Origin of the sequence: Streptococcus sp. zg-86, from assembly GCF_017639855.1 — a bacterium.
Classification (GTDB): Bacteria; Bacillota; Bacilli; order Lactobacillales; family Streptococcaceae; genus Streptococcus; species Streptococcus zhangguiae.
The window spans coordinates 1,068,079-1,081,384 of record NZ_CP072115.1; the positions used below are offsets into that span (position 1 = coordinate 1,068,079).

The 13,306-nt window shown below is 35.3% G+C and carries 20 protein-coding genes; all 20 read right to left on the reverse strand.

The window, feature by feature from the left end; genetic code table 11:
- Window positions 1-17: 17 nt before the first annotated feature.
- The 20 genes from J5M87_RS05125 to J5M87_RS05220 all read right to left on the reverse strand — a co-directional run bounded on the left by J5M87_RS05125 (window position 18) and on the right by J5M87_RS05220 (window position 13,295).
- Window positions 18-257 (reverse strand): Imm59 family immunity protein, encoded by a 240-nt coding sequence (locus tag J5M87_RS05125; protein WP_154607938.1) that lies wholly within the window; start codon window positions 255-257, stop codon window positions 18-20.
- 16 nt (window positions 258-273) lie between these two features.
- Window positions 274-1,761, reverse strand: coding sequence for a glycohydrolase toxin TNT-related protein (locus tag J5M87_RS05130; protein WP_154607939.1), 1,488 nt, complete (start codon window positions 1,759-1,761; stop codon window positions 274-276).
- 60 nt (window positions 1,762-1,821) lie between these two features.
- Window positions 1,822-2,076: a hypothetical protein gene (locus tag J5M87_RS09870; RefSeq protein ID WP_348271963.1), complete on the reverse strand. Its 255-nt coding sequence runs from the start codon at window positions 2,074-2,076 to the stop codon at window positions 1,822-1,824.
- 204 nt (window positions 2,077-2,280) lie between these two features.
- Window positions 2,281-2,724, reverse strand: a complete 444-nt coding sequence (locus tag J5M87_RS05140) for a DNA/RNA non-specific endonuclease (RefSeq protein WP_154607940.1) — start codon at window positions 2,722-2,724, stop codon at window positions 2,281-2,283.
- A 494-nt stretch (window positions 2,725-3,218) separates the two neighbouring features.
- Window positions 3,219-3,566 carry a hypothetical protein gene (locus tag J5M87_RS05145; protein WP_154607941.1) on the reverse strand — a complete coding sequence of 116 codons (348 nt, stop codon included), beginning with the start codon at window positions 3,564-3,566 and terminating at the stop codon, window positions 3,219-3,221.
- 284 nt (window positions 3,567-3,850) lie between these two features.
- On the reverse strand, window positions 3,851-4,213 hold the full coding sequence (locus tag J5M87_RS05150; RefSeq protein WP_154607942.1) for a hypothetical protein: 363 nt from the start codon (window positions 4,211-4,213) through the stop codon (window positions 3,851-3,853).
- An 11-nt stretch (window positions 4,214-4,224) separates the two neighbouring features.
- The gene (locus J5M87_RS05155; protein WP_154607943.1) at window positions 4,225-4,596 is read right to left on the reverse strand and encodes a hypothetical protein; all 372 of its coding nucleotides are present in this window, start codon (window positions 4,594-4,596) and stop codon (window positions 4,225-4,227) included.
- 203 nt (window positions 4,597-4,799) lie between these two features.
- Complete coding sequence (locus J5M87_RS05160) at window positions 4,800-5,219, reverse strand: hypothetical protein (protein WP_181351452.1); 420 nt, start codon at window positions 5,217-5,219, stop codon at window positions 4,800-4,802.
- A 315-nt stretch (window positions 5,220-5,534) separates the two neighbouring features.
- A complete protein-coding gene (locus J5M87_RS05165) occupies window positions 5,535-6,041 on the reverse strand; it encodes an immunity protein YezG family protein (protein WP_154607944.1) in 507 nt (168 codons plus the stop codon).
- A 1-nt stretch (window position 6,042) separates the two neighbouring features.
- Window positions 6,043-6,999: a DNA/RNA non-specific endonuclease gene (locus J5M87_RS09795; protein WP_154607945.1), complete on the reverse strand. Its 957-nt coding sequence runs from the start codon at window positions 6,997-6,999 to the stop codon at window positions 6,043-6,045.
- 62 nt (window positions 7,000-7,061) lie between these two features.
- On the reverse strand, window positions 7,062-7,397 hold the full coding sequence (locus tag J5M87_RS05175; RefSeq protein WP_154607946.1) for a hypothetical protein: 336 nt from the start codon (window positions 7,395-7,397) through the stop codon (window positions 7,062-7,064).
- Window positions 7,391-7,960, reverse strand: a complete 570-nt coding sequence (locus tag J5M87_RS05180; RefSeq protein ID WP_181351454.1) for a hypothetical protein — start codon at window positions 7,958-7,960, stop codon at window positions 7,391-7,393. Before J5M87_RS05180 ends, J5M87_RS05175 begins: the two co-directional genes overlap by 7 nt.
- 389 nt (window positions 7,961-8,349) lie before the next feature.
- Window positions 8,350-8,688, reverse strand: a complete 339-nt coding sequence (locus tag J5M87_RS05185) for a hypothetical protein (RefSeq protein WP_154607947.1) — start codon at window positions 8,686-8,688, stop codon at window positions 8,350-8,352.
- A gap of 356 nt (window positions 8,689-9,044) precedes the next feature.
- Entirely contained in the window at window positions 9,045-9,617 is a 573-nt protein-coding gene (locus J5M87_RS05190; protein ID WP_154607948.1) for a hypothetical protein, read from the reverse strand.
- 18 nt (window positions 9,618-9,635) lie between these two features.
- Complete coding sequence (locus J5M87_RS05195; protein ID WP_154632440.1) at window positions 9,636-9,872, reverse strand: hypothetical protein; 237 nt, start codon at window positions 9,870-9,872, stop codon at window positions 9,636-9,638.
- 669 nt (window positions 9,873-10,541) lie between these two features.
- Window positions 10,542-10,709, reverse strand: coding sequence for a hypothetical protein (locus tag J5M87_RS05200; protein ID WP_208769373.1), 168 nt, complete (start codon window positions 10,707-10,709; stop codon window positions 10,542-10,544).
- A gap of 236 nt (window positions 10,710-10,945) precedes the next feature.
- Window positions 10,946-11,602, reverse strand: coding sequence for a hypothetical protein (locus J5M87_RS05205; protein WP_154607950.1), 657 nt, complete (start codon window positions 11,600-11,602; stop codon window positions 10,946-10,948).
- Between the two features lie 3 nt (window positions 11,603-11,605).
- Window positions 11,606-12,352: a bacteriocin gene (locus J5M87_RS09800; RefSeq protein ID WP_195848017.1), complete on the reverse strand. Its 747-nt coding sequence runs from the start codon at window positions 12,350-12,352 to the stop codon at window positions 11,606-11,608.
- 153 nt (window positions 12,353-12,505) lie between these two features.
- The gene (locus J5M87_RS05215) at window positions 12,506-12,967 is read right to left on the reverse strand and encodes a hypothetical protein (RefSeq protein ID WP_154607951.1); all 462 of its coding nucleotides are present in this window, start codon (window positions 12,965-12,967) and stop codon (window positions 12,506-12,508) included.
- The gene (locus tag J5M87_RS05220; protein WP_154607952.1) at window positions 12,957-13,295 is read right to left on the reverse strand and encodes a YccS family putative transporter; all 339 of its coding nucleotides are present in this window, start codon (window positions 13,293-13,295) and stop codon (window positions 12,957-12,959) included. The genes J5M87_RS05215 and J5M87_RS05220 overlap by 11 nt, the downstream gene beginning before the upstream one ends.
- Between the last annotated feature and the right edge of the window lie 11 nt (window positions 13,296-13,306).

Consider the following 13,306-nt stretch of genomic DNA (forward strand, 5'->3'; position numbering starts at 1 on the left):
TTATATAATGCCTAACATTAATAATATCTTTTTTTCAATATTCTGGCCTTAATTAATACATCTTTGAAAGCATCTACTTCATTATCAAAAATACTAACTATTCCTTGTTGACCAGCTCTTTCATTTGTCGCATAAACTATAAATTGTCCTTCATTCTCCTCTAAAATGACTTCATACTCTTGAAATGGATGTTCATGATATAAATTAACAGGTAATCTTTCTTCTAATATGGCTTCAAGTAGTTTCTCACGATTCATAAATATGTACCTTCTTTTAAATAATTTCTTTAATTAAACCCAGTTTCTGTAATTCATTAATTGTAAATGGCATCTGCCATTGTATACCTTTTCCAACACTTCCAAATCCTGGGGCAATTACACCAGATTGTGGAACAATTTTACTCCAATCTCCTCCATAGAAAACAGCAACATCATCATACAACTTTTCCTTCAAGGTAATATCTAAAGATTCATCAACATACTCTTTAATTTTTGAAAGATCTCCAATAATTTCATATTGATGATATTTGGTCACATCCTCAAGGTAGGGGAGGGAACGTTGATTATAGGAAAAAGGTACTCCATCTATGACAGGAGAAGTAAATCGTCCCGTTTCTGGTCCGTATCTATCAAAAATTTCCCCAATCTTAGGAATATAATCCTCTTTAATTGCATGACCTGTTTCATCTAACGCAAAACCGTTTTCAGGAGTTTGACTCCAATCAATTTTTCCTTCTGGCGTGAGTACACTTGCATCTTTTGGAATTTGATATTCTGCAGGCCATGTACCCGTTTCTTTAAACTCCTTAGCTAGTTTAGAATCTATGTTTTCTAAATATCGAACTAGTTCATCCGGTGTTGCCTTACTTTGATTTAGGAGTTTTCCAGTCCTTTCCACCACCTCATCAACACTGCCATCAAGATTCTTCGCAAAGGCACTAAGGTTATCCGCAAACCCTGAGACTTTCCCAGAACCGCTTGTGGGCATGCTTCCACTGACAAACTGTGATTCCATTCCTACATTCAAGCGGAAGTTCTGCGCTGCTTCACTGATGACCTCATCCGCATGGTGAAGTTTCCCTGCTAGGTTGTCTGCTACTGATGTTACTCTACTCCGTGCTATATTATCAACTTGTTTGCCAAAACTGTCGAGCTGACTGAGTACATTGTCACTTAGCTTCGTTGTCAGCTTCGCAAGATTATCGATATTCTTGGCGCCCTGCTCCAGACCTTCTTTTAGGGAAAGCTTGAGAGAATTTTCAGCCACCGCTAAGCCTTCTTTCATTCCTGTTTTGCCTAGACTTCCGAGGTACTTAGCTCCTGGAATCAAGTCAAACATGGCAAAGCCTACCCGAAGTCCCCGCTCCATTCCGTCTAACTCTCGGCCTGTCCCCCAATCTTTACCGGTTATACCTGAGTAAGCATCAAGCGAAGCTAACGCAAATCCTGCCACAGCACCTGCTGGAGGACAGAAGATACTCAAAACAATCACTCCTACTCCTAAAGCAAGATCACGCCACGTCTCTACATTGGACTGTTGCTCACTAAGTGATTCATACTGAAAAGCGCGAGTGTTCTGAGTAACCATCAGATAATCTTCAACTGTCACTCGTTTATCATAATCTTTGCCTTGCTTGTACGAGTCATAACTAGCCTGCAAGATCTTCTTATAAGGATTCTCTACTTGATACAGCTCTTTAATGCCAATCTCTTTAGGAGTGACATCACGAGTTCCTATGTGGTTTCCATAGGCATCCTTCACGACAGCAGACTCCTATAATCAAATATAAAGTTATAGCTGGAAAAATTCCAGCTATAAAAATTACTTGTTTTCTTCTGCGTTGATTTCTTCAAACCACTTATCAAATTCCAAACGTGGAATTAATTCCTCATCCTTTTCATAACGTGCTTCATAACTATATCTTGATTCCAAAGTATTGTTTTTCACATCATACAGCAACCACATTTCTGTTGGATGCTCTCGATTATACTCCTTACATAAACTAATAATTTTTTCTATATCTTCATTGCCATAATGTAGTAATTCAAACTGAATGGAATCATCTACTTTGTTCACTAAGACTGAATTAACTTTGTGAATTTTCACCAATGAATTATTAATCTTAAAAAAATATTAAAGGAAACAAGTTCTTGTTCTAAAATAGAATAAATGTATACCTTATCAGCTTGCCAACGAACATATTCTAGTCCAAGAGAAACCATATCGGACTGAATTTCCATAAACCTATCTTCAAAATTTATCATATCGGTATTTTTCCTATCATTTATTTATATTTTTTATTATTTCGGATCTGGGCTCACCATCAATCCTATAATTGATTTCAAACCTTGATGGACGTCCAGATACGCCATCATAAGCAACCTTAATATCTACCTTGACTTTTTTAGGTGGACTAGTGCGTAAAGCATCAGCCCAATCTCGCTCGATACGGCGATATTCTTTCAAGTTAACATCTTTTGCTTGTGAAACAATGTTGTCTAATTCAGGAGACCCACCAAATAAATCTCCAAAGATATGTCCCGCATGATTCCCACTCTCCTTATCAAGAGTTTTAGAATTATGGCTTAATCTTCCATCATGAAGCTTTAATTGGAGGTCCTCCGCATAGGCTCGATCAATACGATCAAAATCATCTGTTCTGTAAAGATAACGATGTTCCCCTGTTTCATAGATGATATTTGGTTTTGGATATTTCCCATCCATGTGACTACCATCCGTTAAAATTTCACTAGCTTCTTCCAACCAGTGTTTTGTTTGAGATGTTCTTAGTCTATCACTAGATTGTGCAACTAGCCTTGAAACCTTCTTCCCCCAGCTTCCTGTAGAATCTCATCCACACTACCATCAAGATTCTTCGCAAAGGCACTGAGGTTATCCGCAAAACCTGAGAGTTTCCCTGCTAGGTTGTCTGCTACCGAAGATATCTTACTCCTTGCTATATTGTCAACTTGTTTGCCAAAATTATCCAACTGACCGAGTACATTGTCACTTAGCTTTGTTGTCAGCTTCGCAAGATTGTCTATATTCTTAGTACCTTGCTCCAGACCTTTTATAGCAAAAGTTGCCTTAGTCTATACTAAAGCAAGTATGTTTGATTAGAATAATATAACAAGCTCTATCACTCTCTACATCAAGTTTGAATTAAGAAATCCTTTTATCTAATTCATTATAAATCAATAAACAGTATCAGCTTTTTTCTAATCAGAGGTTTCCAATGCTTTTTTTAATAATTCTTGAAACTCTTCTTCTGAAAAAAGTTGCTTAGTTTCCTCTATGTTGTTCAAAACAAATTCAGGATGTGTTCTTAAAAATTTTCGATCGGACTCTTCTTGACTAATCTTTGGTCTCCAAAGACCTGTATTTGAAAAGAAAATCAACTCCTCTCCAGTATATTCTCCAGCTAAATAACTATCAACTGCCTCTTTAGAAATCTCTTTCTCAACTTCTGGCATAGTAATATTAAATGTCGGATAACGTAAAATATATTTTCCGTCAGTCTTATAAATTTCCAAGGCATCACTTTTTCTTGTTTCTAATTTTTCCATTATGAATCTCACACTATTTCTATAATTTATCTTTCGGAACTCTATCAAAAGTTCCCCCTCACCAATATTGAATTGAAGATTTTTTCCTGTTGAAGAAATTCCCATATCAATTTGTATAGAGTGATACGCTATCATGAATCCAAAATCTTCAAATTGACCAATTGTAATCGGTAGAGTATCTAAGTCAATCGAAAAGATAGTCTTTAGTGCTTACCTGATATTACCATATCATAAACTTTCTTTTACTGGCAAGTATAGCTTAAAAACAAACACTAGTTTATAAACTATTTTGTGATTCTTTTCAGCTCCATTTCTCCAGTTTGGAGTTTAACTTCATATTTTCGCCCCATAAAGTCAGTTACAAACAACTGACTTTCATTCAAATTAATCAAAACGATTGGCGCAATTGTAAACTCTGAACAATCAACTGGCTGGATATTTTGTATCTGCCATATAATTTTTCCAGTATTATCCATACAATATACATTGTTAAAGTCCTCTTTATCTAAAGAAATGTTCATTGGAATCGCTAATCTAACAATATATAGTGTACCAATTTGTTTGACCTCTGCAATTGGATAATTGAAGACATTTTCCACTCCATTTAGTTTTATCAAGTTCTCGTCTATGACAATATTACTTTGCATTATTAACCTCATTATTCAATTATTTTTCCCAGCTCTTTGAAATCACCGATAAATTGTCCCATTAGATCAAATTGTATTCCACCGCCTTTAAAACTGAACACAGGATTGACTTCTCCCATTCGCAATAAACTTCCCTTCGGTAAAGTAACTTCACCAACATATTTCCCTGTCTTATAATTGCCAATGTTCAAGGCTTCTAATTTTTCAGCCACCTTGTTCATTGCTTCATAGAAGGGGCGGTCAATTTTCTCTTTGACATACTTATCGACATTACCCGCATACTTTTCTAACTGTTGGAGTTTCTGTTGGAGAGCGAGGGCTTCTGCGGTATCATCATGGTAACTGAAAGAAACAGCACCATCTGAATCCTTCTCCGCAATCACTTTTTTTTACTTTTTCAGAGATTTCGACTAAATCACGAATGCGTCTGCCAAATCCTGAACTAGAAGACATGCTTGGAGCTGCAGGACCATAGCCATAAGAGGCAGAACTCCCACCTCCTGAACCTTTTGTGATAGAAGAAAGGGCACAACTTGTTTCTGAATGAACCTAGCTGTACTCTTCTTTATGATAAAACCAACAAAATTTATTTATTTTTTAACAATACTTTAGCTTCGTCTGAATCCAAAAAATCTTTTAAAATTAGGAGCGCATATTCAACATCTTTTTCATTTTTCCCAAAAACTCTTCTAACACTATTGCTAATTACTTCGTCTTTAATGACTTCATGTAAAAAAACAAAATCCGATTCCTTATCTATGTCATAAGGGAATAAAATATCAAACAAGCCACCCTCACCCACTTCAAATTGGATATTTTTTCCAGTTGCAGCTATCCCCATATTAACCTCATAGCCTTTATAAAAGAAATCAAATGCAAAATTTTCGTATTCTCCTTCTCGAATTAGGATATCATCCAAATTTTTGAAAAATATTGCCATTAAAGCTTCTCTTATATTTCGATAACCTAAACTCTCTCTTATTGGTAAATAATGTGTTTCTCTCACTTATAGGCCCTCCAAAAATCTCCATATTCTTTAATTTTGTAACCAAATTTTTTCAATAGCATCAATTCATTTACATAAGATTCTCCTTTTCGAGTTTCTCTAAATATTTGACGCGCTTTGTAAGGATCTGAACTCAGTATAAAATCCTTCCCTTCCCGAATTTGATTCATCAAAAATTCATCATTCACTTTATAGGCTAAGTCAGGATTTACTTTTGCGATGGCATTCCAACCATCATTGCCTGCATCAAAGTATGTTAAACTATTTCTACATCTTTAGTTATCTATACTTACCTAATATCCTCTAGTAATACCCCTACTTTTTTAATTTGATTAATCGTTGAAACTTTTTTTGGAACTCCTCCATTTCCTTAAATAAACTATCTTCCTTTTCTGTTCGTGGTTGAAAACCCAGATACTGATATTTAAAAAAATTTCGACGAGTCGTTGGTCCGTATGTAGACTCCATCCATGGTGCATAGTCAAATTTAACATCTAATTTACCATTTACAAATAAAATAATAGCTCTTGACCAAGTTGCCATATTATGTCTAGTAAAAATCTCCCACAACTCTCTACTAATTTCAAATTGCTGATTATTCAATTGACTAAATATTGTTGAATCAATAGAGAAGTCATTCGGTATTGATAAACTATAATGATATTTTTCATCACCACTAGATTTGAAATCAAAATAAATACTCCCTCCATCATTTGCCATTTCTACATTAACATAAAGATCATCCCATTCCACAGGAATTGAGTTAGCGATACTTTGCAATAGTTCTTTTATTTTTTCTTGAATAAGATTTTCAACTGTCATATTATCCTCCCATATGATTTAAAATTGTCTTAGATACAAGATCTTCCCCCTCAATCTGATATCTAATATTAAAACTTTTCGGCCTAACTAAATTCGCACCATAACCTGGCTCAATACTAACAGAAACCTTTTTAGGAGGAACTTCACTCAATGCTTGCTTCCATTCCTGTTCCATATTGAACCATACTCCACCACTTCGATTAATATCACTATTCATCGCCACAAAATTATCAATATTGCCAGATCCTTTGAACATGCTCGCAATCAAGTGACCACCGTCATCATCTGCTAATCTGTCCGCACCACCTACTGTTCTTTGGCTATAAAGATTTCGAGTAGCTTTATCTAGAATTAAGTCATCTGCCTCAACAGAGATGATTCGACAAAATGAATCCGTTGTATATTTGTAGCCAGCATCACTCACATACTGAATATCAGGTAAGAGTTGTTTCTTCCCATGTTTCCCTTTTACGATATGTTCTCCATATGGTATTTTTGTCTTAGCACCAGCCTCAACTACCTCATCAACACTACCATCGAGATTCTTCACAAAGGCACTAAGGTTATCCGCAAACTCTGAGACTTTCCCAGAACCGCTTGTGGGCATGCTTCCACTGACAAACTGTGATTCCATTCCTACATTCAAGCGGAAGTTCTGCGCTGCTTCACTGATGACCTCATCCGCATGGTGAAGTTTCCCTGCTAGGTTGTCTGCTACTGATGTTACTCTACTCCGTGCTATATTATCAACTTGTTTGCCAAAACTGTCGAGCTGACTGAGTACATTATCACTTAACTTCGTTGTCAGCTTCGCAAGATTATCGATATTCTTGGCGCCCTGCTCCAGACCTTCTTTTAGGGAAAGCTTGAGAGAATTTTTAGCCACCGCTAAGCCTTCTTTCATTCCTGTTTTGCTTAGACTACCTAGGTACTTAGCTCCTGGAATCAAGTCAAACATGGCAAAGCCTACCCGAAGTCCCCGCTCAGTTCTTCCTATGTCCTAACAGTAGATAGTATTAACTACTTAGAAATTGAAAATTCTATAATTTCTCCCGTATCTACTGAAATCTTTAATCGTCGGCCATAAAAATCAGTTGCATACAGATAATCATCAATCAAATTAATCTGCTCCATCGGATAAATATTTTTTGTGTATCCAATATTATTTAAAGTCCAGACTACGTTACCATTATAATCCACAGCTAAAATATTATTTTTATATACATTATTTTCAAAAGGAATTTCCAATAAAATAATTATAATCTTTTCTAATTCTATTATAGTCCTGATATTAAAATCAAAGGTCTTTATTTTATTATGATTAATCAGTAATACTTTTTCCTGAAATTCTACCATTGTATCAGCCTTTCATTTATAAATTTTCCTGTTCTTTGTCCCATTAAATCGAATTGTCGCGCGCCACCTTTTCCCCATCCTTCTAGTGGGTTCACAATTCCAGTTCTCAAAGTTGTTTCAGATTCTAGTACGACATCTGTTATATATTTTGGAGTAGCAGGCAGTGCATACAAGTCTCTAATTTCCTCGGGTGTTAGTCCTTTTATATCATCCAAGTTCATCAACCAGCCTCCAAATTGTCCAGAAACATCTCCGTCATAAACACGTACAAAAGTGGTCTCGTTTGTCAGAGTAATAACATCAACTGTAGTTCCTGGCTTATATGGAGGATTGGCATATCCCATTTCAGTCTTCCACCAATTATTCACTTTATCTGCTTGTACAGAATCAATAATTTTTACATTATTTTCTAAAGTTCCTAAAGAGGTAGATACAAGATTTTTTTCATTCACATTCTTCGATATCCCTGCTACTACCTCATCCACACTGCCATCGAGATTCTTCGCAAAGGCACTGAGGTTATCCGCAAGACCTGAGAGTTTCCCAGAACCGCTTGAGGGCATGGCTTAACTGATAAGCTTTGATTCCATTCCAACATTCAATCGGAAGTTCTGTGCAGCTTCACTAACAACCTCATCCGCATGGCGAATGTTAATTTCACGGCTCTACTTTTAATCGGACAACACTTCCTATTGGTAACATCTTACTCATAATTATAATTCACTCCTTTGTACATTATCCCTTCTCTAACCTCTTATTTAAATTATCCAGCAAACGCTTCCTTTCTTTAAGATGTAGTGTTAGACTTAGCAATAACAACACGTACCACAATCCTAGTGAGATAATAAGAAAAAGTATGTGGGAAAAACAAATAAATAGAAAAACGGTTACTATAAACAGTACTATTAAAACAATTAGCAATACGGTATTACTTTTTAAATTTTTCTGTGCTTTAACTAATATCTTTCATCTCTATTTTAGAAACTTTAAAAATTTGGTACACAATAAAATTTTCCCATTCCTTCAATTGCTGCCATACTCTCATCATGATTAAAAACATCATAATCATTAGTAAAATGATATTAAAAAATAAAGATGAAAAAGGTATGTAAATGCGATTAATTTGCTTAATAATCATTGCAGCAATAATATAAATAAATAGTTGTGCATGTTGATTCATTGAAAATTGTTTTGTTTCAAAAGCCTTATATAGCTGTCCCGTAAGACTATCTCCATAAATAAAATAATTCATTTCCTTAACTAACGGTATTTTTGTCCTATCCAGTAACACTCACTTCTCCTTTTTACACTAATTACATACACTTCCTAGACCAGAAAATAAATCAGAAACAGCCTCTCCAGCTTTAGTTATGGCTTTATCAACTGATTTAACAATGTGTGTACCAGCAGAAATAATATCATCTTTATAATTATCATAAGCCCAGTCAAAGAGCATAGTGCCAACAACACTTATAAATTAATACAAACTTACATTAATAATCGAAAATTTATAACTTATTCATTTTTCCTTTTCATCAAACTTAGAAATTAGTTAGTGATGAATTTATTTTCAATTTCATTGATAACCTGGAAAACTCACATTGTAAAAATAATTATCAGTACAAAAAATCTCTTTCAGGTTAACGATTATATTAGATCTCTGAGTTTCTTTATTGCCTTATAACGCCTCGGTATATCTAAATATCGTATGATTCCAAAAGAAAACAAACAACAAAAAATTGTAACTCCTAACCCCAATAATATAGAAAATTTCAAAAATATACTTATTCCAACAATGGACATAAAAATTGATATAAAACTTAGATTTCTAAAAAAATTAGCAAGCTTTATAGACTGTATAAGTAAATTTTCAATATTTATTACCCCTATATCACTTGGAATAAATATAGAATCATCTACTATATTCTTTTTGATAAACATATCTAAATAAAAGCATAGTATAAAAAAGAATAAAAAACCTATAACTAATAGAGCAATATTAAGTTGAAAGGAGGAAATGATTCTATACCACCGATTAACAACTACAGATAATAATCCTATTGTCAACGATAGTCCAATACTATTTTTTAGAAATTTTTGAGATTGTTCTCTATATTTCAATGTGTTTTGATTTTTTATATATATATTACCATCATGAAAATCATAGTAATATGTCTTTTCACCATCATGAAAAAGTTCTATTTTAGACTGATTACTCATATTTTTTCTCCCGTAATTCTAGTCAAAAACACTTCCCAAGCCACTAACCATATCTGAGACTGCATTACCAATATTACTCAATACTTCATTAGCTTCATTTATTTTATTCGACCCCCAGCTAATAGCTTTATCTTTATTATCATAAACAACATCAAATAACATTGCTCCACCAACAGAAACAATAGAAGTTACTAGAAAGTCTACTGCCAAACCTGCAAATGGAGCTAATGGGGCACCAATGACAGATGAAGCCAAGCCACCCGCAACTACAGTACCAGCAATTTTACCTGTGGCTGCTCCAGCTACTAAACCATAACTAAGTGCTTCTGTAACGAAATATCCAGAATTTAGTTACATTACGATACCAGTTTGAACTAAGACTATAACTTCTTTCTACTCGATTTCTTTACCATTCTCAGAGATAATCGCATACTCCCCCTGAGTATCTGCTTCCTATTAAATATTACCCTCTAGTTCCGCCATCAATCCATTCCTTTTCCTTATTCAAATGAATCTAAGAGACTTAGGCCGTCAGATATAAAGTCCATTGTGTTGTTCCATAAATTAACAACCATTTAATCTATCTTATCTTCAAATTAATCTATCTTATCTTCAAATTCTGTTCATTCAGGCCACTCGTTCTTTATTCCACTTCTATTATTTCACTAAATAATAGGGCACCATCTCTATACGGTACAGTAATAGGCAACGTTGTTCTGCATATTGTAAAAGTCAGTAATGAAATGAAACTATTGACCACCAGTAGCCCTCCTTCTGTGCTATCATTTATTCCTAACTAGAAAGCTAGATATACAAGATTTAAAACTAAAGCAAAGTAGCCAGTATAATCCCGTTTTCCATTTCATTTATCATAGCTGATTGCTTATATGTTAGTGGCAATTCAATCTGTTTTTTATACGTTTATCACCTTACTTCAGAATGAACTGTTGGGCGAATCTCTTCAACCATAAGTTTATGATACTGATATGCCGTAGCAATTGGTAGGATTTCCCAAGTAAATACATAGCTTAAAAATGAGAATAGACCAACCAAAATCAGAACAGTATCTTCTCCTAATAGGTACCATGCCAAACTTCCTATTGTCAGGGATACAAAGACTGGTCCAAGACCAAAATTTCTCTTCCCATCAGTAGCTAATGTTACGCTAGCACCTGTGTGTATAGTTGCATCTAGTAACGCGCCAGCTGTACTCTCTCCTCGATTTTTACTTTCCTAAAAGGCCGAATAACCATCAAAACTAGCGGTAAAATTTTTTTATCCATTTCTAATAGTACTTTCATCTATGTATCATACAAATAATAAGAGAACTATTTGGCACTCTTACCCCATTGAATCTCACGTCGTTGATATCTACCAACTATGTTAAACCAACGAATAGGATTATTCTGCCAGATTAACAATACTAAAATAGCTGGCATGATACCCCAAATACTTAAAATAATAATGCTGTTGTCCAAAGATACTTGATTTAACATCTTGGGGATAACATCGTATATCAATGCTGGTACAAATGCTAAGTTTACTGCCAACATGCTACACACTACTATGAACATAACCATTTTTTTTCCGAAAGTTACTCTCTTATCTCCAAAATTATTCCAAAATAGATTGCCATAAACAGCTGTTCGAAAGTTTTGTCGTGTCGTAGGCTGAGCCTCTGTAACGTTCTTATAGAGAGCTCTTTCTAATAACCAAATCATTCCAACACACTCAACTATCCAAGCGATTATCAGAAATACTAGCATGGCTTTACTATAGTAGCCACTAAAGGGATTAGTAACGGCTAAGCCAGTTCCACCAATTCCCAAGGCAATTAATCCAGGTATCCAAAGATTGGTCTCTCTTGCACCTGCTGTATTTAAAAGTTTGCTTTTAGGAGCAACTAGAGCCAGATTTCGCTCAGTATCAAAATACACAGTTCCCTCGCCACACTCTCCTATATAAATAATTTTTCTTAAAAACATATATCACCAAAATTTAAATAAATTTCCCCATTCCCATTTTCCATGAGAAAAACCATCGTAAACAATATTGAATAGATTATTTAACATAACACCACCCGCGACTCCAGCAACCGTCCCAATTACAGGAATAGGGGTTGCAGACCCTATAATCGCCCCTATATACATAGCTCCTACAGCTGTTCCGGTATGTGAAACTCCATCAATTGCAGCACTTGTAGCTCCATATTGGTCCACACGTTCAAAGTAGGTTGTTACACCATCTAAAACCGCTAGTGTCCCTCCAAATACACCAACGCTTTTTGCAGCTCCCTTAACTCCTTTCCTCTTAACAAACTCGCCTGTTCCATTGAGGAAGTCTTCGGTATTCTTTGCTGTCTTGACAGTATTAAAACGAGAGACGTCCCCGCTTACCTGTTTCCAAGTTTTATAGCCAGTTTTGGAGTAAGTTGTAGAGACCGGCTTTCGCCACCATGTTCCATTCTTTATTTTCTTAATGCTGGCCAATGCCTCCGCTCCAGCTAATCTTCCTGTACTTGTATAGCTTCCCATATTAAAATAAGTGGAATGGCGATTCAATTCATGCCCAATCAAAAAGTTAACAATTGAGGAATCTAATCCCTCATCTGGATTCAATTTGACATAATTTTCAATAACAGTCAAATCATTATCCGTCAACTCTTCTCCATGTTTTATTTTCTCAATAATAGACTTATAATCACTTTCAGTCCACTTCTTCTCTACCGTCTTCACCCACTCCATATCCTTAGCTGGAGGTATAATGAACGCCTGCGTTTCTAGATTCCACGAAGTTTTAGCCTGTGATATACCTTGTTGAACAGCTTGGTAAAGTCCATCAATAGACGAAAAGAGACTCGGAGAAGAAGCGTTAAAGGCTAGTAGTTTTTAACGCTTCTCCTCCAATTTTCGCTTGATATTCTGCTCAATATCAATATGATTGGTTAAACTACTAATAAAAGAATAATTTGGCTGTTCAGAACGATATTCCATATTACGCAATTTTTGGTAATAAGTAATATGGTTACCAGCCTGTGTAATCTTTTGGCGGAGTTCGTCTTCTCTCAAGCTACCACTATCAACTTCACTGACGTAAGTACTAGGGAAGCTTTTGGTTGCTGCTGCTATTGCTTCATTTAATAGAATACAAGCCTTTGTCAAGGGAAGCAATAGTTGACTACAGTAAGCCTTTGCTGAATCATAGGCTACACCTGACAAGTCTCCACTATTAAACGCAAAATCACTAAGAGCGCTCTGTAAAGATTGATAAGATGAGTTCTGCTTATGAATAGCTCCTGATATACTGGTCGCTTGACTCTGAGAGTCTTCCAAATTCATATCAACGCCCATCCTTGTCTTCCTCCTTCTTCTTTAATCTCTGGAGATGCTCTTTGTCATCTTCTAGTCGTTGCTCTTTCTGTCTGAGATAGGCTTCTTCTTCCTGAAAATAGGTTCGAACTTTCTGAGTTGTCTGATAATGCTGGGATTCTAAGTCTTGAAAGAAATATCTTTCCTCAGAGTTCCTCATCAGCTCAGAAACATCATTCAAAAAACGCTCACTCTTACTAGAAATCTGCTCATAATCTTCCTGCATCAGTTGATGATATCGTTTTTCTTTGTTTAAGCGGCCTTCCCTATGTTTAAGTGACTGCTCGAGACTCGTTCTATCATTACACATTTATCGTAAAC

Coding starts and splice junctions, on each gene's coding strand:
- J5M87_RS05125 (WP_154607938.1), bottom strand. CDS start 257: ATGAATCGTGAGAAACTACTTGAAGCCATATTAGAAGAAAGATTACCT.
- J5M87_RS05190 (WP_154607948.1), bottom strand. CDS start 9,617: ATGAGTAATCAGTCTAAAATAGAACTTTTTCATGATGGTGAAAAGACA.
- J5M87_RS05175 (WP_154607946.1), bottom strand. CDS start 7,397: ATGGTAGAATTTCAGGAAAAAGTATTACTGATTAATCATAATAAAATA.
- J5M87_RS05205 (WP_154607950.1), bottom strand. CDS start 11,602: ATGTTTTTAAGAAAAATTATTTATATAGGAGAGTGTGGCGAGGGAACT.
- J5M87_RS09795 (WP_154607945.1), bottom strand. CDS start 6,999: ATGTTTGACTTGATTCCAGGAGCTAAGTACCTAGGTAGTCTAAGCAAA.
- J5M87_RS05150 (WP_154607942.1), bottom strand. CDS start 4,213: ATGCAAAGTAATATTGTCATAGACGAGAACTTGATAAAACTAAATGGA.
- J5M87_RS05145 (WP_154607941.1), bottom strand. CDS start 3,566: ATGGAAAAATTAGAAACAAGAAAAAGTGATGCCTTGGAAATTTATAAG.
- J5M87_RS05165 (WP_154607944.1), bottom strand. CDS start 6,041: ATGACAGTTGAAAATCTTATTCAAGAAAAAATAAAAGAACTATTGCAA.
- J5M87_RS05215 (WP_154607951.1), bottom strand. CDS start 12,967: ATGGGCGTTGATATGAATTTGGAAGACTCTCAGAGTCAAGCGACCAGT.
- J5M87_RS05220 (WP_154607952.1), bottom strand. CDS start 13,295: ATGTGTAATGATAGAACGAGTCTCGAGCAGTCACTTAAACATAGGGAA.
- J5M87_RS05140 (WP_154607940.1), bottom strand. CDS start 2,724: ATGGATGGGAAATATCCAAAACCAAATATCATCTATGAAACAGGGGAA.
- J5M87_RS05180 (WP_181351454.1), bottom strand. CDS start 7,960: ATGCCCTCAAGCGGTTCTGGGAAACTCTCAGGTCTTGCGGATAACCTC.